The organism is Aeoliella mucimassa (assembly GCF_007748035.1).
GTDB lineage: Bacteria > Planctomycetota > Planctomycetia > Pirellulales > Lacipirellulaceae > Aeoliella > Aeoliella mucimassa.
In genome coordinates, this window is the sequence record NZ_CP036278.1 from 5,436,038 (window position 1) to 5,458,745 (window position 22,708).

Genomic DNA, 22,708 nt, shown 5'->3' on the forward strand with positions numbered 1-22,708 from the left:
ACAAACTGTCGGTCGGTAGCGAGCAACTGCCGATCACCCACAGCGAACAGCCAATAGCTGATTAGCCGAGAGCCAATACATGTCACGTTCACTGAAAAAAGGCCCTTACGTCGACCCGAAGCTTTATCTAAAGGTCGAGAAGCAAAACGAGTCGGGTCGCAAAGAACCGATCACGACTTGGGCGCGGGCCTGCACGATCATTCCTGAATTCGTTGGCCACACGTTCATGGTGCACAACGGCAAGTTGCACATGAAAGTGTTTGTCACCGAAGACATGGTCGGGCACAAGCTGGGTGAGTTTGCTCCCACCCGTAGTTTCCGTGGGCACGCAGCGAAGAAGAAGTAATTAACTGGCTATTTGTCCTGTGGAGCTGGTTGGATGACCAACTAGCGGCCTGGGAACCAAAAGCATTGAGCCGAGAGCCTGAGCAATGGCATACAAAGCAATACACAAGCATGCACGAATCAGCGCCACGAAGGTGCGTCCGCTGGCGAATATGATTCGTGGGCAAGAAGTCGACGAGGCCCTGGCCATTCTCAAGTACCAACCCCATCGTGGGGCTCGGATGCTCGAGAAGGTGCTGAAAAGTGCCCGCGCGAATGCCGAGGATCGTGGCGCTCCGAACTTGGGTGGTCTGCGTGTGGTGGAAGCCCGCGTCGACGGTGGCCCGATGTTCAAGCGACTCCGCCCTCGTGCCCGCGGCATGGCCCATGTTATTAAGAAGCGATTCAGTCATATTGTAGTAGCCGTCGAGTAGTCGCTACGCAACGCAACTGTCCCTGATTTCCGAACTCCGACCCCAGAACCCTACATTATGGGCCAAAAAGTCAATCCCATTGGTTTTCGCACCGGCATCATGCTCGACTGGAAGAGCCGCTGGTATGCCTCGAAGCGAGACTTTGCGGAGCTGCTCCTGGAAGACAAAAAGATCCGGGACTACGTGACCAAGAAATACAAGTTCGCTGGTATTCCCAAGGTGGAAATCGAGCGGACCCGCGACGAAGTGAAGGTAGTTCTGCACGCTGCCCGGCCTGGTGTGATCATCGGCCGCAAAGGTCAGCAAGTGGAACAACTGCAGGACGAACTGCAGAACTTGATTGGTCGTCGGATCAACATCAAGATCGAGGAAATTAGTCGCCCTGAGTTGCAGGCTCACCTCGTTGCCGAGGATATCGCCGAGCAGCTGGGCAAGCGAGCTGGCTTCCGTCGCACCATGAAGCGGGCGATGGAGCAAACCATGGAGGCGGGTGCCAAGGGCATTAAGATTGAGTTGGCAGGACGCCTAGGTGGTGCCGAAATGGCTCGCCGCGAAAAGCAGATTACCGGATCGATTCCGCTGAGTACGCTCCGTGCAAACATCGATTACGGTTTTGTGGAAGCCATGACCCCGCAAGGGCATATTGGCGTCCAGGTTTGGATTAACAAAGGCATGTTTGAGGACGATACCGATGGCGCTGATGCCCAAGAGGGTCAAACATCGAAAAAGCCAAAGAGGTCGTATAAAAGGTAACGCGACCCGCGGTAACACCGTGGTGTATGGCGACTTTGGACTTCAGGCTACCGAAGGTGGCTGGGTAAGCGCGCAAACGATCGAAGCAGGTCGTATCGCCGCTCAGCAATATATTCGTGGTGAAGGTCGGCTTTATATCCGCATCTTCCCCCATAAGTCAGTTACGTCGATCCCGCTCGAAACTCGTATGGGTAAGGGTAAGGGTGAACCTGATTATTGGGCCGCCACGGTGAAGCCTGGTACGGTTATGTACGAGGTATCCGGCGTTAGCGAGCAACAAGCGAAGATGACCTTCGCTCGTCTGGCTCACAAGATGCCAGTTCGTTGCCGGATGATTAAACGACAAGCCTAACTATGGCAGAGGGTCTCGCTCTAACGTGTGAGCGAGACGAACGATTCATCGCTGATAGCCACAGCTAACCGCCGATAGCCGACCATGACTACCGCCAAAGAACTACGCGAGATGAGTGACGAGCAACTTGAGCTGACGCTCAAAGATGCTGCCGAACACCTGTTTCGCTTGCGTATTCAGTCGCAAACCGAACGCCTGGACGCTCCGACCGAACTGCGGATTAATCGCCGTTTGATTGCTCGCGTCAAGACGATTCAAAGTGAGCGTGCCATTGCTGCAGGTGCGCAAGAAGAAGCTACCAAATAACTACTCAGGTCGACTTTAGCGGGTCCCTGAACTCCGAGACTTTACCCCGAATCCTCCAACAATGCCTAAGAAGCAAGTAATTGGCGTCGTTACCAGCGATCGCATGAACAAGTCGCGTCGCGTGGAAGTGTCGCGTTTGGAACGGCATCCCAAGTACGGTAAGTTCATTCGCCGCCGCACGGTGTGCCATGTGCACGACGAGCAAAACGAATCGGCCATGGGCGATACGGTAGAGATTATTGAATGCCCACCAAAGTCGAAGACCAAGCGTTGGGATTTGGTGCGGGTCGTGGCCAAGAGCCAAGCGGTGGACCTGGCCGCGTTGCGGGCAGCCCAAAAAGCGGAACAGGAAGCTGAAGAAGCCAAGTAAGCAGCCCCTCGCCGGCCGTGGCGAGTCGAGCGAGTAAGATAAGCGAGTAAACCATGATTCAGATGCAAACCAGGCTGAACGTTGCCGACAACACTGGCGCCAAAGAAGTGATGTGCGTCAAGGTGTTGGGTGGTAGCCGTCGTCGGTTCGCCGGCCTTGGCGACATTATTGTCTGCAGCGTGAAGAGCGTGATCCCCGGTAGCGACGTCAAGAAAAAGGCTGTCGTGCGTGCCGTGATCGTGCGTGCCAAATCCCCGACCCGCCGGGCCGACGGAAGCTACGTTCGCTTCGACTCCAACGCGGTTGTGTTGGTAGACAAAGACGGCAACCCGCGTGGTACACGTATCTTCGGTGCGGTCGCTCGCGAACTTCGCGAACGTCGCTTCATGAAGATCGTTAGCTTGGCTAACGAAGTAGTTTAGTTCAGATCCGAGTCCTCAGCCCCAGCTACCAAGATGTTAATCAAAGCAGGTGACAGCGTCGTCGTGATTTCCGGCGAAGACAGCACCAAACAAGACGACGGCACTCGCAAGGTGCACACTGTCGTGCAGGTAGATCGCGCCAAGGGCAAGGCACTGGTCGAAGGCGTGAACCTGGTATGGAAGCACGTTCGTCGCAGCCAGAAGTACCCCCAAGGCGGCCGTCTCCGTAAGGAGATGCCGGTCGATGTTTCGAACATCATGTTTTACTGCAGTTCCTGCAGCAAGGGCGTCCGTCTCGGGGCCCGCTTCCTGGATGATGGAAGCAAGGAGCGGTACTGCAAGAAGTGCGGCACCTCGACTGGTCGGATTGCTCCGCCGCGGGCTGCTCACGCCAAGAAGTAAAAGCTTACACAACTCAGGCCTGGCCAGGCCGACCAATGAGTCGCCGGTCAGTCGCGATACCTAGCAATAACCGATAGCCATCATGTCCACTTCAGTCGTCCCCCGCCTGGCGGAACAATACAACAAGGAGATTCGACCGGCTCTGGCTGAAAGCCTGGGTCGCAAGAATCCTCACTCCCTGCCGAAGATCGAAAAGATCGTGGTCAGCATGGGCGTGGGCAGCGCGATCAGCGACAAGAAGAACATGGAAGATGCGGTAAGTGCCCTTACCGAGATCACCGGTCAGAAGCCGCTGATCTGCCGGGCTCGAAAGAGCGTCGCCAACTTTAAGTTGCGTCAAGGCATGCCGATCGGGGCAAAGGTCACCCTGCGTGGAGCTCGGATGTACGAGTTCCTCGATCGCCTGATTTCGCTGGTACTTCCTCGTGTTCGCGACTTTCGCGGACTGAGCGACACCGCGTTCGATGGCAATGGCAACTATAGCCTGGGACTTTCGGAAATCCTGGTGTTCCCAGAGTTGAACCCCGACAAGTACACCCGCAGCCAAGGCATGAACATTGTCATCTGCATGTCGGGGCACTCCAACGATGATTCCCGCGAGTTACTCAAGTCGTTCCAGTTCCCGTTCAAGCGTCCGGACGTCGAAGAGTAATCCCCCCTTTCAACGACCAAGAGATCCCGTCTCAAGGAAACCCGATTCGTGGCAAGTAAATCAAAAATCGCCAAGGCCAACCGCGAACCGAAGTTCAGCACCCGCCGCGAGAACCGCTGCAAGATTTGCGGTCGTCCCCGCGCTGTTTATCGTAAGTTCGGTATTTGCCGGATCTGCTTCCGGAATCTTGCTGACAAAGGCATGATTCCAGGCGTCCGCAAAGCTAGTTGGTAACCAAGGCACACTGACCTCGGCCGTAGCCGAGCGTCCACCAAATAAGAAGCTGTTAGCGAAAGCTACCAGCCATTACCCCAGGAGTTTCTGGCGCGATGATGACCGACCCGATCGCCGATATGCTCACTCGCATCCGCAACGCTGTTCGCGTGGAACGGCCCACGGTGTCGCTGCCGGTGTCGAAAGTGAAGTGCGGTTTGGCCGAAGTGCTAAAGCGTGAAGGTTATATCTGGGATTGGCACGAGGTTGAGACCGAAGGCGAACCCCAAAAGACACTGCACATCGACCTGAAGTACGGCCCCAATGGTGAACGTGTTATCCGCCACATCAAGCGGATCAGCAAACCAGGCTGCCGCGTGTACGCCCGTGCCAACACGTTGAAGCCCGTGCTCAACGGTTTGGGTATTTCGGTGATCAGCACCAGTCGTGGTGTGATCAGCGACCGCGAAGCCCGCCAACGCAAGTTGGGTGGCGAAGTACTTTGTGAATTGTGGTAACAACAGCGGCTCACGAGCGGCTCATGGCCAGCGGAACCGCCGCGGCCAGAAAACAACCCCCTAATAGCTGACAGCCGAAAGCTAAGAGTCTGAATCATGTCGAGAATTGGCAAGAAACCGATTACGATCCCTAGCGGGGTCAAGATTGATATCACCAACGGTACGGTTACCGTTGAGGGTAAGCTGGGTAAACTCACCTACGATCACCGCCCGGAGATCAAGATCGAGGTGAACAGCGAAACCAACGAAGTGATCTGCTCGCGTGATAGCGAAGTGCGTGAAGTGCGTGCCTATCACGGTCTGACCCGCTCGCTTATCGATAATATGATTGTCGGTGTTACCGAAGGCTATCAGAAGAAGCTCGAGATCCACGGCGTTGGTTACCTCGGTGCTATCGCTGGTGATGTACTTCAGCTTCGCGTCGGTTTCGCCAACGAGATCCACAAGAAGATCCCGAAGGAACTCGAAGTTACCTGCCCAGATCAGACGCACATTCTGGTCAAAGGCATGGACAAGCAAAAGGTCGGCCAGTTCGCCGCGGAAGTGCGTGCTGTACGCAAGCCAGAACCTTACAAAGGCAAAGGCATTCGCTACGAAGGCGAGCAAGTGCGTCGTAAGGCTGGTAAGACCGGTACCAAGTAAGATAAAAGCATTCATGCGTGAGTGGGCAAGGTGCTCACTTGCGAGTCGATTTCGCAGAGGTTATTCCTGCCATGGAACATAGTAGAGCCATTTTTCGCCAGCGGACTCGGCGGCGTTTTCGCGTTCGCAAGCGGCTTAATGGAACCGCTGAACGTCCTCGCCTGTCGGTGACCCGGAGTCACAAGCACATGTCGGCTCAGTTGATCGACGACATCGCTGGCAAGACACTTGCCAGTGCTTCGACGCTCGATAAAGGTCTGTCCGGCGATGTAAAATACGGCGGCAACAAAGATGCGGCTGCTCTGGTCGGCAAGGCCCTTGCCGAACGCGCCAAGCAAGCGGGTATCGAAACGGTTTGCTTCGACCGTGGTGCTTACAAGTACCATGGCCGGGTAGCAGCTCTGGCCGATGCCGCTCGTGAAGGTGGTTTGCAGTTTTAGTGTGTGGGCGACTTGTCGCCCTTGCGAAGAGATACTTAACGAAGTTTCTGTGAGTACTCGGGATCGAGTTCGATTCGATTAACTCACTCCAGTTACCTCCGACTTACGCGGAGCAATCAAGCGTGGCAAAAGTACAAGAAGAACGCCAACGTGGCGAACTGAACGAACACGTGGTGAAGATCAAGCGTTGTGCCGCCGTGGTAAAGGGTGGTCGTCGCTTCAGTTTCGCCGCCATGGTGGTCGTTGGCGATGGCAACGGCAAAGTGGGCTGGGGCTACGGCAAAGCCAACGAAGTCCCCCCCTGCGTCGAAAAAGCCCGCAAAGAAGGCATGCGGAGCATGGTCGAAGTCCCGATGGACGAGTCGACCATCCCTCACCAGGTGATTGGTGAGTTCGGTGCCGCCCGCGTGGTGCTCGTTCCCGCTTCGCCTGGTACTGGTGTAATCGCCGGTGCTGCAGTGCGTGCGGTTTGCGAAGCTGCAGGTATCCATGACATTTTGACCAAGAGCTTTGGCTCGAATAATCCCGTCTCGCTGGTGAAAGCCACCATCGCAGGCCTGAAGCAACTCCGCCCACGCATGGAAGTTGAGCGACTCCGAGGAGTGACCCTATCATGATTTTGGACGACGTCCATCGCGGAATACAGAAGAACCGCAAACGCAAGCGTTTGGGTCGAGGTCCCGGTTCGGGGCAGGGCAAAACAGCTGGCCGTGGCCACAAGGGCCAAGGTTCGCGTGCTGGTTCTTCACGCAAGCCCACCTTCCAGGGTGGTGCTATGAATCTGGTTCGCCGCATTCCTAAGCGTGGCTTCAACAATCGTTGGGGTCTCACGGTAGTGGTGGTGAATCTTGGTGAAATCGACAAGGCGTTCGAAGCTGGTGCCGAAGTCACCCTCGAAGCACTGGCTGAAAAGAACCTGGCCAAGGGTCGTTACGACCTGCTTAAGGTGCTGGGCGATGGCGAACTGACCAAGAAGGTCAAGATTTCGGCTCACCGCTTCAGCAAGTCGGCTCTCGAAAAGATCGAAAAGGCCGGGGCCGAGGCCGTTGTGCTCCCTGGCAAGACGCCTGTGGCTGAAAAAGGCAAGAAGGCGGAAAAGTAAGCGGTTGCGATTGTAGGGATCGGATACGAACGATGCCAGCAATGCTTTGAATCGACTTCTGTGTAGGCTGGTCTTGCGGTTAGTCGTTTATTCACCGATAGTTAGGGTTTCCGCTCCCCACCTCATGCGACCGAGAAATTGAGTTCCCGCCATGTGGAAGAAACTTAGCGTTGTCTGGCAAATCCCCGAACTCCGGCAGAAGATTCTGTTCACGATCGGGATGCTCGCGGTATATCGTCTGGGTTTCCAGATCCGGTTGCCGTTTATCGATCCGGAGCGCCTTGCAACCATGAGCGGCGAAGGTGGCCTCGGCCAACTGCTGACCACGGTTTCTACTTTCTCCGGGGCCGGACTCGACCAGATCACCATCTTCGGTCTCGGCATCATGCCGTACATCTCGGCCTCGATTATCTTCCAATTGCTCGGCAGCGTGATTCCCTCGCTCGAGCGATTGCAGAAGGAAGGCGAGACCGGGCGGAAAAAGATCAACGAATATACCCGCTACGCAACCGTGGCGCTCTGTTTGTTCCAAAGCTGGTTCTTCCTCACTTCGTTTGTCGAAGCAGGCCAGTACGTGCATGCCGACTTCCTGGTCGGCGATCCTGGTCATCTCCATCTGAGCTTTAGCTGGCGAATTGTCGCGGTGCTCACGATGACTGCAGGAACCGTGTTCCTGATGTGGATCGGCGAGCAAATCGACGAGTACGGCATCGGCAACGGTATCAGCCTGATCATTATGGCCGGTATTTTGGCCAACATGCCGACCGCTGGCTGGAAGCTTATCCAGCAATACAACGGCGAGCTCGGCTCCACCAACGGCATCGGTCCCGAAAAGCTCTTGTTGCTCGCGGCCATGTTTGTCGCGGTCGTCGTCGGCGTGGTGTTTATCACGCTCGGCCAGCGACGTATCCCGATGCAAAGCGCCAAGCACATCCGTGGTCGTCGTGCCATGGGTGGTCAGAAGTCGTACCTGCCGCTCAAGGTGAATCAGGCTGGCGTGATGCCGATCATCTTCGCCTCGAGCTTGCTGCTCTTCCCAATGATCATCTTCCAACAGCTTGGTGCTCTGTTGCCAGCCGATAGTTGGTTTAAAGGCTTCAGCGACTGGTGGGTGGAAGCCTTGCGGGCTCACAACTACGTCTACAACCTCCTGTATCTCGTACTTATCTACTTCTTCTGCTTCTTCTGGACCGCGATTACCTTCAATCCGAAGGATATGGCCGACAACCTGAAGAACTTTGGTTCGTTCATTCCGGGGTATCGCCCTGGTAAGCGGACGGCCGATTACTTGGAGAAGGTCATGATTCGTATCACCTACGTCGGTGCGGGCTTCCTGGCTTTGATCGCCATCATTCCGACGGTTATCTCCGGGGCTTTGGACGTCGATTACTCGATTGCCATGTTCTACGGTGGTACCAGCTTGCTGATTGCCGTAAGCGTTGCCTTCGATTTGGTGCAGAAGATTGACAGCCACCTCGTGATGCGAAACTATAAGGGCTTGTTGGAATAGGTCCTTTTCACCTCGCTGGCGATTGGCGGCAGGTCTACTCCCTCCAATTGCTCGAGAGGCAATCTCATGCGTATCGTCTTCCTCGGACCTCCTGGCGCCGGTAAAGGTACACAAGCCAAACGTGTGTGCCAGGAGCTCGGTGTAGCCCACCTCTCCACCGGAGAGATGCTCCGCAAGGAACGTGAACGCCGCACCGAACTCGGGTTGCTGGTCGCCGACTATCTCGATAACGGGCAACTCGTGCCCGACCAGATGGTGCTCGACATCGTTGCCGACCGCATCGAGATGGACGACTGCAAGCCTGGGTGCATCTTCGACGGATTCCCTCGCACGCTGCACCAGGCCGAAGCGTTCGATCGGTTGCTCGACTCCCGCAATACGCCGCTCGATGTGGTAGTGGAGTTGGTGATCGAGCAGGGCGAACTGCTGCAACGCCTGATGAAACGTGGCCGCGGCGACGACAACATGGCGACCATTCGCCAACGCCTGCGTAGCTATGAAAATCAAACCGAACCGCTTGTGAACTACTACAGCAATCGCAAGATCCTGCGATCGGTCGATGCTTCCGGTTCGATGGAGGATGTCTTCCAGTCGCTGCTGGCGGCCATCGCTTCGGTTCAGTAAAATAAAGTAGGTGCGAGCCAACGCGACTCGGCCGTTTGTTACTACTCCCATCGCCCTACCACCCACTGCAAGGCATTGATCCACCTCAAGAGCGAACGCGAAATCAAGAAGATGCGGCGTGCGGGCCTGGCTGTTTGGCAGGCCCATCAAATCGCTCGGCGGATGGTAGCCCCTGGCATCACCACGGTAGAAATCGACAAAGCGATCGAGGACTACTTCGAAAAGCTCGGTGGCGAGCCGCTCTTCAAGAACTACCCGCACCACAACAGCGGGAAGCCAAAGTTCCCCGCAGTCACTTGCATGAGCGTGAACGACGAAGTCGTCCATGGCATCCCGAGCACCCGCCCGCTCAAGGAAGGCGACATCCTGAGCCTCGACACCGGGGTTCGCATCAATGGCTGGTGTGGCGACGCGGCTGTGACTTACCCGGTCGGCAAGATCGATCCCGAAGTGCAGCAACTGCTCGACGTGACCGAAGCAACGCTCAACATGGCTTACGAGTTGATGCATACCAAGAGCAAGTGGAGCCAGATCGCTCGCGAAATGGCCGAGTATGTTTCGGATCATGGGTACTCCACGGTTGAGTGCTTCGTCGGCCACGGCATCGGCCGGCAAATGCACGAGGATCCTCAGGTGCCGAACTTCCTCGGCCGAGCCCTCCGCGGCAGCGGCGACTTCCGCATCGAGCCCGGTCTGGTGATCGCGGTCGAGCCGATGGTCAACATGGGCACCAAGCGGGTGAAACTGCTCAAAGACTACTGGACCCAGGTGACCGCCGACGGTCGCCCGAGCGCCCACTTCGAGCACACGATCGCAGTGACCGACAGCGGCCCCCGCCGACTCACGGTTGCTCCTGAAGACTCCGAATCGTCGCTCATCGACGAACTGCTCCTCGCGTAAGCTCGCCCGTTGGCTAGTTGCAGGTTCCGAGTTCCCCCAAATCGGGGAATACAACCTGCTGTCTTGCTGTCTATCTTGTGATACGCTCGCTTGAGAATAGATTCCCAATTTACCCACCGATGGGAAAATTGAATTATCGCCCACTCTACAAAACCAGTGGTTTTCGCGCCCGAATAGATTCTCATTTCCCAAAACGCTTCGAGTGGGAATCTATTTTCGCAGTGGGAATCAATCGCAAGTCGTTGGTAGGACACAAGTTGCATCAACACCTCCGTCGAAAGTGCCCAAAATAGATTCCCATGGGTGGAAAACTATTTTGGTTGGACGTTGGGAGTTGGAGGTTGGGAGTTAGAAAGGGTAGTAGCGTGGGTCCAGGAGCTTCCAGCGACGCAGCCCCACGGCCGCTTTGCCACACGCGCAGCAGCGAACGCCCACGCAAACAACCCTTCGCCTGCGTGTCGCCAGTAATCCGACATTTAGACAAGCATCACATCTGATTCACCTCCTTTCACTAAAAGCCAACAGCCGATAGCTGAAAGCCGACAGCTAACGACCACCTGTCCATTAGAACACTGATGGTGGCCAATTCCCAGCGAAAAGTGGTGAGAATCCAAGCACCAAATTCACCCTCCGCTTGCGGCCAATAAAGAGACACGGGTCGGGCTATCAGGCCCGGGGAGGGTAGCATCAGAGTACGCGCGACAATCGAGCCAACATGGCAGAGATGCCGAGCCTGCGGAGCAACTGGGTAGCACCGACAGCAGGGCACACCACGCATTGCCACTCCGCACAAACGCACCACGCCCCGTTGTCGGTGGGCGAAGCCCAACAGGCTAACCCATCCGTGATGATCGGTGTTCATCCGTGGCTAGAAACCGCTACCCACGTCCTAGACTACTCGCTACCGCAGATTTGTAGCCGGGGTTCGTTGGCTGCTTAGTTCTTCGAGTGTGGTGACACACCGCGACAAGCCAGCAGTGGCACCCTACGCCGTTAACCCTTTTCGTAGTACTGGTTTGATTTGCTTTGCTCGCAGGGCCTGTGTCTTGGTAGCAGTGAGCAGTTGTGGTACTCCTGGCGGTTTGGCTTGTTTTTTTCGTGGGTAGTTGCGGCTGGTTTTGTTTGCTCTCTTGTAGCTGTCGATGATGGCTTGGCGAAGCCTCTCGCACAGGCGTTCGTTTTTCTCCGTTGGATGCAGGTAATCACGCATCGTGCGGCGAAACGCCAACAGCAGCTTGGCGAAACTCAACTTTGCTGGTGTGATGCCTTGCTTCATCGCTTCGACCAACGCGAACAGCGACATCGCCCATAAGCCGAACAACGACCAGGTGATTTCGAGCTTGGCGTTCTCGGCTTCGCGAGAGAGGAGTTTTCGACGGTGAAAGGTCTGCTTGAGATGGCGATAGAATAGTTCGATGCCCCAGCGACGTGCATACAATGCAATCACCTGCTTGTCGCTCAATTCACGCCGAGAAAGGATATTGGTAACCAGGTAGACCGGCTGCTTGCCATCCGTAGCGACCACCAGTCGCAACACGAGCGGTTCGTTGCCACGCTTCGATTCCCGATCGGGCCATAGATAGACCGTGCCGGTCCATTCCCGTACATAACCAAGCTGTTTCAGCAACCGCACATTGGCTCCCACTCGCAGCAGGACGTGTCGGCCACTTTTGATAATCGCTTGCAGCCCTTCGTACCCCATGAATCCGCCATCGGCCGTTATCAAAGCCCCGGCTGGCAAGCTAGTGAGCATCTCCCGCAAGTGGACACGTTCGCTACTGTCACCAGGTCCGACCCGCCAGTCCCACGGCAATCCCGTACCGATGTGCCACATCGTTGTGAGCCAGAGTTGAGGCGAGTTGACTTTCTTCGCATCTTTGGCCTGCCGTCTCTTGTAGCGACTGTTCTTTACCCGTCGTGCGTGACGAATCGTCGAATAGGCTTGTTCGTGCGAGCGGGTGCGAGGCAATTCAAGGCGACTACCATCGACCGCGAATACGAGGTATCCCGCGGTGAGCCAGCAATCGGTCAGCGTCGCTTGCATCCGTTGTTGCAGCACTGACTGCAACAACGCGGCGAGCGGCTTCGTCCAGCGACGAAGGATTTTTATGAAGGCTTGGTAGGAAGTGGCCAGTTGCTGTTGCTCTTTATCGAGGCAGAGTAGTATCTTACGCACAACGAAAAAACGCTCGGTGAGAGTCTGCTCGTCCGACCAGGCCCATAACAGCGCGGCTGCCATTAGTGACCGAGGAGTCCAACTGCAGTCGTTGCGGAAGCGGATCGTTCGCCAACAGATTCCCGCCAACAACCAACGCAAACATTGCCGAAGGCACACGATATTCAGCCGCACTTGAGTGTCTCGATGTAACATGCCCGATTCCCTTCGGGTAAGTGATGGCCGCCCCTTCCTTGGTTCAACTGAAAGGATGGCCGAAATACGCTGTTACATCGAGACCTCTTTTTTAAGGCAAAGAAAGGGTTAACGGCGTAGAGTGGCACCCTGCCGAAAGGGTGTGGTTAGCAGTCACTCGCAATCGTTCAGAAACCTTCCCCGAATCAATGTGGGTGTTGTCGCACTACTCCATCAATATCGGGAACCGTAAACGTAACGGAGTTCACTCCATCGTTGTCTCTCCCTGGAAACGGCCCCCAAAAGTAATGCTTGCTTTGCTTGTGGTCAGTAACAAACTCCATCGATTCTCCGATGGAAGTAACGAAATCGACCGCGATCTCGATGCCATCCCTTTCCAGGGCCCCCACTACGCACTCACCATTCGACCTAATAACATCTGAAATCTCTTCGTGGATCAGCGTGCTCGAATCGGTATTCCTAATCCTGTGATCAAAGTAGAAGCTCACAACACTTCCCGGTCTCAATCGACCAGCAATGATATCGAGAGCTTCACCATTCAAACATAAGTACCACACGGTTACACCCGCCCCCCATGCGATCCGTTCGAGAACAACTGCGTCTCCAGTCAACAAGCAAGTTCGGATGGGTGTGCCTTCAATGACATTCCACAAGCTCGTCTTGAAAAGGGGGTTGTTTGTTGACATCTCAATGCTCTATGAACCCTTCCGAGCGGCACTGCTCCAAATCAAGGACTCTTGGATAATGATTACATTACTTGTTTGCTTATCCGTCTGAAAAACGTAAGAAATTGCCACTCCATAATTGCCATCGCCGCGATAGTGGAACGTGTCTGTGGAAGAGCTGGGAGATTGGGTATTGCTTCCAGGTATCGAAGCTTTATGTCGGCTACCGATTATGTCTAAATCACTACTTGTAATTGCAGTCTCGATCGCCTCTTTAACAGTGTCACGCAGGATAATGATTTGCCCAGTATTCAATTCACCGAACTCACAACGCATGACACAAGAATACGGACCTTGAGATGCGATGGGTTTGCCATCATCGTTCTGCTTAATAATCCCTTCTTTCTCAAGTTCGTCTAAAGATTGCTCTATAGAAAAGTTCTTGCAAAAATCGGTGGTCTCATAATGCTGTGGAAATCTAGTAACAATTAGGGTGGCAATTGCTGCAATAATAGTGCTTATTAACAGCAACTCCCTGATCGAAAACCGTGTAAAAGCTAGATTCTGTTTCACGATGAGATTTATTCAATTACAGGAGTCAGGCGAACACATCGAAATAGCCGTAGTGAGAACGCATGGTATTAACACATGTCCGCACTACGGAGCAGGGGCTAAATCTATTGAACCGTTGGATGTAAATGAGAAAGGCTGTTTTGCCACTAATACTCCCCCGCGTTCTCATGCAGGCTTAGGCTGCCAGCATCATACCCAATTGCGGCGCTCGTTAGCCATCTCCCTAATGCCGAGTGATAGTACCGATTTCTATTCAATTGCAGCCCCGACTCTGGATTGAGCCCTCTTCCGATAAAGAGAAACTTATGATCGATGTCGCTCAGCTGACCGCTATCGACATCCTATTCGGTGGTGCCATCGAGTACCGTTGCCACTGCTCTTCGTCTTAGGAGTGACGCAGTTCGTCGGAACTACTTGGCTTGTCGCAAGCGGTTCGGCGAGGCAAGCCATCGCATCGTTAGCAAACAGCCGGCCAGTGCGCACCAGATGGAAGCTGGTTCTGGAACCATGTATTCGAAAGCACCGACGTCGATGACGGGAATGCCATCGAGGTCTCCATCGAGAACGCGCGGGTTGCCTGCAAAGTCGAAATCAGAGGCCACTGCATTGTTGCCGCGATCGATGCCGATCGAGCCAGTAAGGAGTCGGCCGTTGAGTCCCAGGATTGGCTGGCCCCCGAAGTTGCCATTGGTTCCGGCGAACGTTCCATCGGAGATGAGGGAGGAATAGATGGTGCCGATATCGAAATTCTTGATGTCATCCATGTTGTCGAGCAGCATGTTGACGAACGATAGAGAAAGCTTGTCGGGGGAATACGAAGATTCGTAGAGGGTTACGTCGATGCCAGTGGCAAAACCAACAATGGTGTTGTTCACAAACTCACCATCGACGGTAACCTGTGTTTGGCCGGTTCGCAGCTCAAAGCCCGTTTCGTTGCCCAAAGTGTCGGAATCCAATCGGCCAAACAGATTGTTTGTGGCCGTAAACTCCAGAGTGCTGTAGGTGCCCGACACGAGTTCGAGGCCGCGTTGGAACCAGTTGCGATCGAACGTGTATTGGCGTAAAGACCTATCGGGGCCAATGCTTTGAGAGATGACACGCCCTTGAAAATCGTTTTCGTAGAATTTCGTATTGCGAATGCGGGCATCGGTGAGTGTGGACATAAGTATGTCGTCTGCGAAGGTATTACCTTCGAAGTAGCCGCCGAAGGAAAAGTCGCTAGTTCCGCTGATGATGGTGGTGCCATTGTATTGGCAATTGCGGCTATCGACATCGATGCGGAACTCGCCTGTTCCTCCAAAGCCGGCATTTCCGCCGATGGTTAAATCGGTCAATCGCAAGGTCGAGTACGTGGTGCCAGTGGAGTCGACGGATATACCACCAGTTACATTGAGCCCCGTTAAGGCAGCCCCTGTGCGGTTACTTCCCTTGATGCCGATGATCGATCCCTGGATCGTGGGGCGATACCCCTCGGCTGCTTCAATGGTCAGGTACTTATGACTCCAAGACAGGTCCGTTACGAACGTGTCGTTGCTGTGAATCTCGATGGTCGATCCATGCGAGGCACTCGCAATCGCACCGGCGAGGTCGTCGCCGTCGCTAATAATAATCGTGGTGGCCGCCCCGAACGCATTGGTGCTGAGAATGCAAAGGGAAGTGAGTACTATCAATTCACGGGTGTTCATTAGCGGATCTCCGAGCTAGACATCAGGTGCAACACCGTGGGCCGCCATCTGTCGGGCGGAAGTAACTGAGGAAGTGTTGTCGGTGTATCGATCGTGTGTTGCTGTGACTAGTGTAAACGATCTGCAAGCGGGGTGCACGCCTTGAATGTGAACTGGATATCGAGATCCACAAGTGCGTCGGTGTCGTTGAGCCAATGAGAAGGGTGAGGGAGCTCGAAAGCAGCAGGAAACGATGAGTTCGTGAGCAGAGGAATCCGCCCGCGGCCATCAGCGTTCTCGCCAAGTGCTTGAGGATGGAGTGGAGATGGCCGTCCTCTTAAGGTTGTTGCCTTTCTATGGGAGTTGTCAGCTGTGCAGGTTGTTCGAAGTTCTCCGCAACCGCTCGTTCTAGCGATATGCGGACTTCCTCCGACGGAAACCATCTTGCGAGGCGACCTTCATTTCCTTCCTGTGTCTCGATATAGCTGGCCTCGAGGCCGATCCCGATTGTCAGCACCACCTCCCCCGACGCATTGCTGACACGAACTAGGTGCACTGGTGGAGGTAGGCAGGCGACAGGGCCACTCCTGCCAGGTATTTTCTTGACCGAGCAACAACTGACATATCCAAGGATCATTCCTAGCGAATGAGAGTTCATCGGTTGCCAGTTTTCTTCCTCTCGCAAGCGGTGGGAGCCAACTAGCTGGTTGTCGTAAATGTCGATTCCCTGTGCGGTAAGCCAATCGCGTGCGCGAACAGTTATTGTCGGAGTTGTGTTCTGATTCAGAAGCTGATCACAGCCAGCGAGGCTTAGAACCATAAAGGGCAAGGCAAGTCGGCTCCATTTTCGACATGATGTCTGCTGATGCATGCTGGCCATTGGACGGCTAGGTGCTCCGATTCGTCATGGTAACTTGCTCGTATCCCGGAAGCCACCCAAGTCGTGAGCTACACTCGACGCTTGTGGATTGCCAATGCGGTGAACAGGCCGAGGCCTAGCAATAGCGTCGAGGGTTCTGGAATGCGGACCACGGGGAGTCCGGGGGCGATGAGGCTCGAGACCATGCCATCGAGCTTGTTTGGGCGGTGCGAGGCGATGGTGAGCTGCGCCTGCGATTCGCTAGTGCCAGGCGTGAAGTCGAGGGCGAACCGGGTGACCGAATCGGCTTGCAAGAGCTCGGCCAGGCTGCGATCGTCTTCGAAGGGGTAGTTGGCAGAGTCGTTAATCACCGGCAGCCCGATTAAGTCGTCGACGAGGTAATTGCTAAGATTAGCATCGGTCGGAGGATTGAGTCCGACCAGGTTGCTGGTAGGAGAGAGGGCGCCGATCTTGATATCGGCTGCGGAGATGAACGCGGGGCCGCTGTCGGGAATCGTCACTTGGAACGTGCCAACCAGGCTGGAGTCGAACTGGTAGCCGCTTAGACCGCCAGAGTAGCTGAACGCGTACGAGCTGGTGTCGGCAATTTGATACACGTGGGTGTAGGCTCCCCACGAAAGCGAAGCACAGCAACAAGCAATGATCGTAACGAGACTCGTAAGACTACGTGCCATTTCTCTGTCCCCTGAATGCGGATGGGTGATTTCGCGGCAAGGCTCTGTGATGTTGAGCCCAGAGGTTCTTGCCCGGGTAATGCTCGCAGGTGCAGGGCGGGCAGCCGCTAGTCCTAAGGCTAGCAGGTGAGCAGCCGGGTAGCAACCTGAAAATAGTGCAAACGCACGGGGCAGGGGGGAGTGGTCGCTCGTTGAGGTGAGTTCGGCGTGTGTCGCTTGCTGGCACGCACTAATCAGGGCGATGCTGCGAGTGCCTGGCGAATGGCCGAATCGAGCTTTGCTGGCTGCGTGGTCGGGGCGAATCGCTTGAGCGGGGTGCCATCGCGGGAAATCAGGAACTTGGTGAAGTTCCATTTGATCCGCTGCCCGAGCAGGCCGGGGAGTTCGCTCGTGAGCCATTGGAGCAGCGGGTGGGCCGAGGAGCCATTGACGTCGATCTTCTCAAACATCGGAAAGCTGACACCATAGTTCAGCGAGCAAAACGATTGGATCTGCTCGCCTTCGAGTGGTTCTTGACCGGCGAACTGATTGCAGGGGAACCCGAGCACCTCGAGTCCGGCGTCATGATGCTGTTGGAAGAGTTGCTCAAGACCTTCAAGCTGCGACACCAGCCCGCACTTGGTCGCGGTGTTCACGACCAGCACTACTTTGCCGGCGTACTGCGCCATCTCGATCGACTCGCCGCGCAAGGAGTTGGCACTGAACTCGTAGAACGGCGATGCGAGGTGTGGTTCGACTGGTTTTTGATCGGTCGACATGGCTATTGCTCCTTCGGGGGGCACGTGGTGGCTCACCAAAGGTACCGTAGTCGTGCGTTCGCGGGCCGACAAGCTGCCTGGCGTTTGGTTACTCGTCGCGGAGGGTACGGCGAATGAAATCGGTCTCGGCTTCGATGTACGGCGTGCCATCGGGGTGGAAGATGTCGTGAAACCAGAGCGGGGGATCGCTCGGCGCGTTGGCCGGATCGCGTTTCGGCGTCGGCACCGCGTCGCCGGCTCCGATGCTGCGCGTCCCCCAGCTCCACTTGGTGCCCGACTTGCCATCGACGAGCCCCCAGTTGTAGCAGGCGATCTTATGCTTTTTGAAAACCGGCAAGCAGGCTTTGAACGTGCTGCCTTTCGGGCGGGCCATGTACTCGGTGCAGAACACCGGGCGGCCGTCGGCCTGCTCGATCGCCTCGGCGACCGATTTCGCAAAGCTCTTGGGCGACGAGTAATCGTGGAAGCTGTAGATGTCGGCGTTCTTGGCATTGAGCTTGCGGGCTGCAGGGAGCGAGGTGCCGCGGACCCCGGCCGTGAGGGGCTGCGAAGGGCGAACCTGCCAGGCCCACTGCCAGGTGTCTTGCAGCAGTCGTAGCGACTGGCTGCGGCTGCCGCCCGGCTCGTTGTAGAGATCCCAAGCCAGGATGCGTGGGTCATCTTTAAAGTGAGTTAGTACCGTGGTGACGTAGTCTTTTAGTCGTTTGACCTCCGAGTCCGGCAATTCACCTCGCTCGTACGCCAGGGTGATGTCGTAGCCGGGGCTTTGCTTCCATCCCGAGTTGTGCACGCCAGGGATAGGATCGGGTTGGTCGCCGATTTCGGGCTTTGCGTAATGACAGTCGTCAAACAGCACCAAGATTGGGCGGATACCTCGTTGTTGGCAAATGTTGAGGAAGCGATCGATGTGGTCGAGGAACGCCTGGCGCTCATGGGCGTAGACCACATCATGCAGGTAAACCCGAACCGAGTTGAATCCCAGTTGCTGCGCCCAGGTGAGTTCACGCTCGATGGTCGCTTTGTCCCAAGTACTGGTCTGCCACATCTCGATCTGATTGATCGCGGTGGAGGGAAGGAAGTTGCAGCCTACCAGCCATGGCTGCTTCTCATACCACTCTTGCGACTGCTGCACGCTCCACTGCTGAGCAGCGGCTGGCAGCGAGAGTAGCACCATCGTGGTGAGTAGCAGAGCGGAGAGCCGAATCGATCGACGGACAGGCAACGCAGTCAGAGTGGTCATGAGGTAGGTCCAAGCTAAAGACAAGCAAACTGGCGAGCGACGCTATTTTACTGGTGGGTCGAGGCGGTGCGGGGCCCCGTGGCCGGTGTTTGGCGTTAACTTGGTATTCGATTCCGATGTTTGCGGAATTGGCGGGCATCATCCCCCCGCAGACTACTGGTTCTCAGGGCTGTACCGGTGGTGACAGTTGCAAGTGTTGAGGATCTTGGCGTCGCGTTTGGCGGCCTAGGGGAGGCCCAAAGCGACATAGGGGGGCCGCTCCGCGTGGCAGGAGTGCTTCGAGTCGGCTGGCTCGCAGCGGGCGTGAATGCCTGTTAGTTGACACCCCCCAAACGCGACATTAGTCTAGGTGTGGTAGGGAGTTAGCGTCGTTTACGGAGCCTGGATTACCGAATCGACGTGCGAGCTTGGCGGCCCTCCGCTTTCTGGTGACTTCGGACGCGTTGTCCATCAGGCAGCAATATCCAGACCGACCGCTTGCGAATTCTCAAGGAGCCCCGGCAGTTTTGATGTCGTGGCCCATTTCTACCACTTATCACACTCCGACCGCGAACAGAGCTATCCATGGACCTGGGCGACTATCTTGTACAAGAAGGCCTGATCAGCCTTGAGCAATGGGCCGAAGCCAAGCAGCATGCGGCTACGCAGCACACCAAACCCCGCGATGCCTTGGTGCAGTTGGGGTACGCTTCGAGCGAGCAAATCATGCAAGCCCTCGCCACCCGCGATGGCTATGAATACTACGATTTGCGCGACGTCGCCATTCCGCCAGCGGTGGTGGAATTGGTGCCGGAGTCGGTGGCGCGTGAAAACGCGGTAATTCCGCTGGCCGAAGAAAACGGCGTGCTGCGGGTGCTGGTAAGCGATCCGCAGGACTTCGACACGATCGACAAGTTGCAGTTCATTCTGAACCGCAAGATCGACATCGCCCTGGCGACCCGCGAGAGCATCCTGGAAGCCATTAACCGCAACTACGGTCAGATCGGCGACGAGTCGGCTGACTCGATGCTGCAGGAATTCACCGACACGGCCATCGACTTTACCGAGACCGAAGAGTCGGACGGCATGGACGACGACGACACGGTGGACGAAGCCAGTGCGCCGATCGTGCGTCTGGTCCAGCTGATGATCAGCGAGGCCGTGCAGCTACGAGCGAGCGACATCCATGTCGAGCCGTTCGAGGACCGCGTGCGGATTCGCTACCGCATCGACGGCGTGCTGGTCGAACGCGATAGCCCGCCTCGGCGTCTGCTCGGGGCGCTGCTTAGCCGTATCAAGATTTTGGCCCGCATGGATATTGCGGAACGCCGCAGGACTCAGGACGGCCGCATCAAGATCACCGCCGGCGGTAAAGAGCTCGACTTGCGGGTCAGTATGCTGCCGACCAACCATGGCCAGTCGTGCGTGATGCGTCTGCTGGATAAGGACAACATTCGGGTAGGCGTACGTCAGCTCGGTTTGTCGGACCGCGACTTCAAAGTGTTCCGTAATCTGATTCGTCGGCCGAATGGCATCCTTTTGGTGACAGGTCCCACGGGGTCGGGTAAGACCACCACGCTGTACGCGGCCATGAACGAGCTGAACCGGGCCGACCGTAAGATCATCACCGCCGAGGACCCGGTGGAGTACTACCTGCCGGGCATCAACCAGGTGGAGGTCAGGCACTCGATCGGGCTCGACTTCGCGCTGATTATTCGGGCCATGCTGCGTCAGGCTCCGAACGTGATTCTGGTCGGCGAGATGCGAGACTACGAAACGGCGAGCATGGGAATCCAGGCATCTTTAACGGGACACTTGGTATTCAGTACGCTACACACGAACGATGCGCCGGGTGCCGTTACGCGCATGGTCGACATGGGAGTCCCAGCCTACCTGGTGGCAGGTAGCGTGATTGGAATTCTTGCCCAACGTTTGGTGCGGGTGATTTGTGGAAAATGCAAGCAACCGCACACCTACCGCGACAGCGAGTTGGAGGCCGCCGGCATCACTCCCGAGATGGCCGCCGAGGCCACGTTCATGCGTGGCAAGGGTTGCAGTCACTGCGGTGGCAGTGGCTATCGCGGTCGTCTTGGTGTATTCGAATTGATGACAATGAACTCCCGCATTCGGGAGCTGACCTTCCAGGGGGCTTCGACCCAGGAAATTCGCAAAGAGGCTATTAAGTTAGGTATGTCCACGCTGTATGACGACGCACTGCTGAAGGTCTGTCGGGGTATCACCACGATCGACGAAGTATTCCGCGTGGCGAAGAAGTCGTAGTAGTCAAAGCGATTCGCCACGGGTGCCGCCCGCCAGGGTGCCCCCTGGGTGGGAGTCGTCGGACTACCGAGCCAACCCTTATCGCAAGGCTCTGGTTTTGCTGCCCGCGCTCGACGACTCTCCCCCATGTTCATGGCGAATTGCTTCACGAATGGCGGTAACTTGAAGTAAAATCGAGACTTGAGTCGTCCGATGCGCGGGCGAATAATCCTTTACCGGCCGCTTGTCGTACCGGTGAAACCTGGCCGAGCCAGGCAGTCTGCTGTATTCCGCAATCGTTGCGGGCCAGGGTACAGCGGTTGCTGGTCAAGTTTTCGCCAACGTAGGCCGCTGCTGCGGAGGTATGCCCCCATTGCATAGGGGCGCAGAGGCAACCCCACAGCAAACGGAACAGGGAACTTCCTCGCGTAACTAAGCTCGTTCAGACGTGGCCTCCACCGCGAGGTCGTGTCGATCGTATCCAATTGCGCAAAGAGGAAGCTATCGTCATGGGCACTATTCTTATCGACAAACTGCTCTCGGCTGCTATCAAGCAGGGCGCGAGCGACTTGCATATCACGGTGGGCCAACCTCCGGTGTTGCGGTTGCATGGCCGGATGCAGAAGCTCAAGACCAAGGTGCTCGAACCTGAAGACACGATGGGCCTGATGAAGAGCATCACGCCGGATCGCTGCCAGCAGGAGTTTCAGGAGACCGGTAGTACTGACTTTGGTTTTGCCTTTGGCGACCAGGCTCGGTTCCGTGTTTCGGTGTTTCGTCAGCGCGGTAAAGTGGCCCTCGTGCTTCGGCAGATTCCGGTCGAATTGTGGACCATGGATGAGCTGAAGCTCCCCGAGGTGTTCAAGAAGATCATCATGCGACCGCGTGGTTTGGTGCTGGTTACCGGGCCGACGGGTTCGGGTAAGAGTACCTCGCTCGCGGCCATGGTCGACTACATCAATGAGAACGTCGACCACCATATTATCACCATCGAAGACCCGATCGAGTTCCAGCACAATCACAAGAAGTCGACCGTGAACCAGCGTGAAGTTGGGGTCGACGTGACGAGCTTCGCTGAGGCGATTCGTCGTGCGTTGCGTCAGGACCCCGACGTGATCCTGGTGGGTGAGCTTCGCGACTTGGAAACGATCGAAGCCGCCATTACCGCGGCCGAAACCGGTCACGTAGTGTTCGGCACGCTGCACACCTCGAGTGCGGCGGGCACGATCAACCGTATTATCGACGTGTTTCCCAATAATCAGCAGGATCAGATTCGTACCCAGTTAGCTTCGAGCGTGATCGGCATCTTGTCGCAACAACTCTTGAAGAAGGTCGGCGGTGGCCGTGTGGCCGCTCACGAGGTGCTGGTGGTCACGTCCGCTATCGCCAACCTGATTCGCGAAAACAAAATCTTCCGTATTACCTCCCAGATTCAAACCGGTGCCAAGTTTGGCATGAAACTGCTGGACGACCATATCTTCCAGCTCTGGCGCGAAGGGCTTGTGAGCAAAGAAGATGCCTTGGCCAAGTGCAACGTGGCCGACGAACTGGCCGCTCGCTTTGCTGCGGCGGAACGCGGAATATTTGATGACGATGAGAAGGATGAGAATTAGTAGCAGGTGCACTTGAAGCATCTGCGGCTCGCGACACACCGATTAACGAACAACTAAGTCAGTACCTC

General features: G+C 56.1%; 27 protein-coding genes. 21 read left to right on the forward strand and 6 right to left on the reverse strand.

All coding sequences use genetic code 11. The annotated features are described in order from the left end of the window. Window positions 1-79 precede the first annotated feature (79 nt). The 18 genes from rpsS to map all read left to right on the forward strand — a co-directional run bounded on the left by rpsS (window position 80) and on the right by map (window position 9,964). Window positions 80-346, forward strand: coding sequence for a 30S ribosomal protein S19 (gene rpsS, locus Pan181_RS21355; protein ID WP_145249885.1), 267 nt, complete (start codon window positions 80-82; stop codon window positions 344-346). Between the two features lie 85 nt (window positions 347-431). Next, window positions 432-758 (forward strand): 50S ribosomal protein L22, encoded by a 327-nt coding sequence (gene rplV / locus Pan181_RS21360; protein WP_145249888.1) that lies wholly within the window; start codon window positions 432-434, stop codon window positions 756-758. Between the two features lie 57 nt (window positions 759-815). Then, window positions 816-1,511 (forward strand): 30S ribosomal protein S3, encoded by a 696-nt coding sequence (gene rpsC, locus Pan181_RS21365; RefSeq protein ID WP_145249891.1) that lies wholly within the window; start codon window positions 816-818, stop codon window positions 1,509-1,511. Beyond that, on the forward strand, window positions 1,459-1,863 hold the full coding sequence (gene rplP / locus Pan181_RS21370) for a 50S ribosomal protein L16 (RefSeq protein WP_449188354.1): 405 nt from the start codon (window positions 1,459-1,461) through the stop codon (window positions 1,861-1,863). The genes rpsC and rplP overlap by 53 nt, the downstream gene beginning before the upstream one ends. A gap of 84 nt (window positions 1,864-1,947) precedes the next feature. Beyond that, the gene (gene rpmC / locus Pan181_RS21375) at window positions 1,948-2,169 is read left to right on the forward strand and encodes a 50S ribosomal protein L29 (RefSeq protein WP_145249897.1); all 222 of its coding nucleotides are present in this window, start codon (window positions 1,948-1,950) and stop codon (window positions 2,167-2,169) included. 61 nt (window positions 2,170-2,230) lie between these two features. Beyond that, window positions 2,231-2,539, forward strand: coding sequence for a 30S ribosomal protein S17 (gene rpsQ / locus Pan181_RS21380; protein ID WP_145249900.1), 309 nt, complete (start codon window positions 2,231-2,233; stop codon window positions 2,537-2,539). A 53-nt stretch (window positions 2,540-2,592) separates the two neighbouring features. Further along, complete coding sequence (gene rplN / locus Pan181_RS21385) at window positions 2,593-2,961, forward strand: 50S ribosomal protein L14 (RefSeq protein WP_145249903.1); 369 nt, start codon at window positions 2,593-2,595, stop codon at window positions 2,959-2,961. A 33-nt stretch (window positions 2,962-2,994) separates the two neighbouring features. Beyond that, window positions 2,995-3,363: a 50S ribosomal protein L24 gene (rplX, locus tag Pan181_RS21390; RefSeq protein WP_145249906.1), complete on the forward strand. Its 369-nt coding sequence runs from the start codon at window positions 2,995-2,997 to the stop codon at window positions 3,361-3,363. 82 nt (window positions 3,364-3,445) lie between these two features. Beyond that, a complete protein-coding gene (gene rplE, locus Pan181_RS21395; protein ID WP_145249909.1) occupies window positions 3,446-4,015 on the forward strand; it encodes a 50S ribosomal protein L5 in 570 nt (189 codons plus the stop codon). 48 nt (window positions 4,016-4,063) lie between these two features. Further along, the gene (locus Pan181_RS21400; RefSeq protein ID WP_145249911.1) at window positions 4,064-4,249 is read left to right on the forward strand and encodes a type Z 30S ribosomal protein S14; all 186 of its coding nucleotides are present in this window, start codon (window positions 4,064-4,066) and stop codon (window positions 4,247-4,249) included. Window positions 4,250-4,344: 95 nt separating this feature from the next. Then, on the forward strand, window positions 4,345-4,746 hold the full coding sequence (gene rpsH / locus Pan181_RS21405; protein ID WP_145249914.1) for a 30S ribosomal protein S8: 402 nt from the start codon (window positions 4,345-4,347) through the stop codon (window positions 4,744-4,746). A gap of 96 nt (window positions 4,747-4,842) precedes the next feature. Next, window positions 4,843-5,388: a 50S ribosomal protein L6 gene (gene rplF / locus Pan181_RS21410; RefSeq protein WP_145249917.1), complete on the forward strand. Its 546-nt coding sequence runs from the start codon at window positions 4,843-4,845 to the stop codon at window positions 5,386-5,388. 71 nt (window positions 5,389-5,459) lie between these two features. After that, on the forward strand, window positions 5,460-5,828 hold the full coding sequence (gene rplR, locus Pan181_RS21415; protein WP_145249920.1) for a 50S ribosomal protein L18: 369 nt from the start codon (window positions 5,460-5,462) through the stop codon (window positions 5,826-5,828). A 122-nt stretch (window positions 5,829-5,950) separates the two neighbouring features. Further along, window positions 5,951-6,445 carry a 30S ribosomal protein S5 gene (gene rpsE, locus Pan181_RS21420; RefSeq protein ID WP_145249923.1) on the forward strand — a complete coding sequence of 165 codons (495 nt, stop codon included), beginning with the start codon at window positions 5,951-5,953 and terminating at the stop codon, window positions 6,443-6,445. Beyond that, window positions 6,442-6,930, forward strand: a complete 489-nt coding sequence (gene rplO / locus Pan181_RS21425; protein WP_145249926.1) for a 50S ribosomal protein L15 — start codon at window positions 6,442-6,444, stop codon at window positions 6,928-6,930. The genes rpsE and rplO overlap by 4 nt, the downstream gene beginning before the upstream one ends. 151 nt (window positions 6,931-7,081) lie before the next feature. Beyond that, window positions 7,082-8,440 (forward strand): preprotein translocase subunit SecY, encoded by a 1,359-nt coding sequence (gene secY, locus Pan181_RS21430; RefSeq protein ID WP_145249929.1) that lies wholly within the window; start codon window positions 7,082-7,084, stop codon window positions 8,438-8,440. A 66-nt stretch (window positions 8,441-8,506) separates the two neighbouring features. Continuing rightward, the gene (locus Pan181_RS21435) at window positions 8,507-9,064 is read left to right on the forward strand and encodes an adenylate kinase (protein WP_145249932.1); all 558 of its coding nucleotides are present in this window, start codon (window positions 8,507-8,509) and stop codon (window positions 9,062-9,064) included. A gap of 75 nt (window positions 9,065-9,139) precedes the next feature. Then, a complete protein-coding gene (map, locus tag Pan181_RS21440) occupies window positions 9,140-9,964 on the forward strand; it encodes a type I methionyl aminopeptidase (RefSeq protein WP_145249935.1) in 825 nt (274 codons plus the stop codon). Window positions 9,965-10,949: 985 nt separating this feature from the next. On the opposite strand, the gene Pan181_RS21445 is transcribed toward map, so the two are convergent. After that, window positions 10,950-12,203 carry an IS4 family transposase gene (locus Pan181_RS21445; protein WP_197528324.1) on the reverse strand — a complete coding sequence of 418 codons (1,254 nt, stop codon included), beginning with the start codon at window positions 12,201-12,203 and terminating at the stop codon, window positions 10,950-10,952. A 419-nt stretch (window positions 12,204-12,622) separates the two neighbouring features. Here Pan181_RS21445 and Pan181_RS26815 point away from each other — a divergent pair, with 419 nt between their 5' ends. Continuing rightward, window positions 12,623-12,757 (forward strand): hypothetical protein, encoded by a 135-nt coding sequence (locus Pan181_RS26815; protein WP_261342239.1) that lies wholly within the window; start codon window positions 12,623-12,625, stop codon window positions 12,755-12,757. Window positions 12,758-13,030: 273 nt separating this feature from the next. Here Pan181_RS26815 and Pan181_RS21450 read toward each other — a convergent pair whose 3' ends face one another. The 5 genes from Pan181_RS21450 to Pan181_RS21470 all read right to left on the reverse strand — a co-directional run bounded on the left by Pan181_RS21450 (window position 13,031) and on the right by Pan181_RS21470 (window position 18,789). Beyond that, complete coding sequence (locus tag Pan181_RS21450; protein ID WP_145249937.1) at window positions 13,031-13,573, reverse strand: hypothetical protein; 543 nt, start codon at window positions 13,571-13,573, stop codon at window positions 13,031-13,033. A 410-nt stretch (window positions 13,574-13,983) separates the two neighbouring features. Beyond that, on the reverse strand, window positions 13,984-15,258 hold the full coding sequence (locus Pan181_RS21455) for a choice-of-anchor Q domain-containing protein (protein WP_145249940.1): 1,275 nt from the start codon (window positions 15,256-15,258) through the stop codon (window positions 13,984-13,986). Window positions 15,259-16,185: 927 nt separating this feature from the next. Then, window positions 16,186-16,791, reverse strand: coding sequence for a PEP-CTERM sorting domain-containing protein (locus Pan181_RS26300; RefSeq protein WP_197528572.1), 606 nt, complete (start codon window positions 16,789-16,791; stop codon window positions 16,186-16,188). Window positions 16,792-17,024: 233 nt separating this feature from the next. Then, entirely contained in the window at window positions 17,025-17,549 is a 525-nt protein-coding gene (locus tag Pan181_RS21465) for a glutathione peroxidase (RefSeq protein WP_145249946.1), read from the reverse strand. An 88-nt stretch (window positions 17,550-17,637) separates the two neighbouring features. Next, on the reverse strand, window positions 17,638-18,789 hold the full coding sequence (locus Pan181_RS21470; protein ID WP_145249949.1) for a cellulase family glycosylhydrolase: 1,152 nt from the start codon (window positions 18,787-18,789) through the stop codon (window positions 17,638-17,640). Window positions 18,790-19,353: 564 nt separating this feature from the next. On the opposite strand from Pan181_RS21470, the gene Pan181_RS21475 reads away from it, so the two are divergent. Together Pan181_RS21475 and Pan181_RS21480 are read left to right on the forward strand one after the other, a co-directional pair. Then, entirely contained in the window at window positions 19,354-21,048 is a 1,695-nt protein-coding gene (locus Pan181_RS21475) for a GspE/PulE family protein (protein WP_145249952.1), read from the forward strand. A gap of 488 nt (window positions 21,049-21,536) precedes the next feature. Next, a complete protein-coding gene (locus Pan181_RS21480; protein WP_145249955.1) occupies window positions 21,537-22,640 on the forward strand; it encodes a type IV pilus twitching motility protein PilT in 1,104 nt (367 codons plus the stop codon). Window positions 22,641-22,708: the final 68 nt, after the last annotated feature.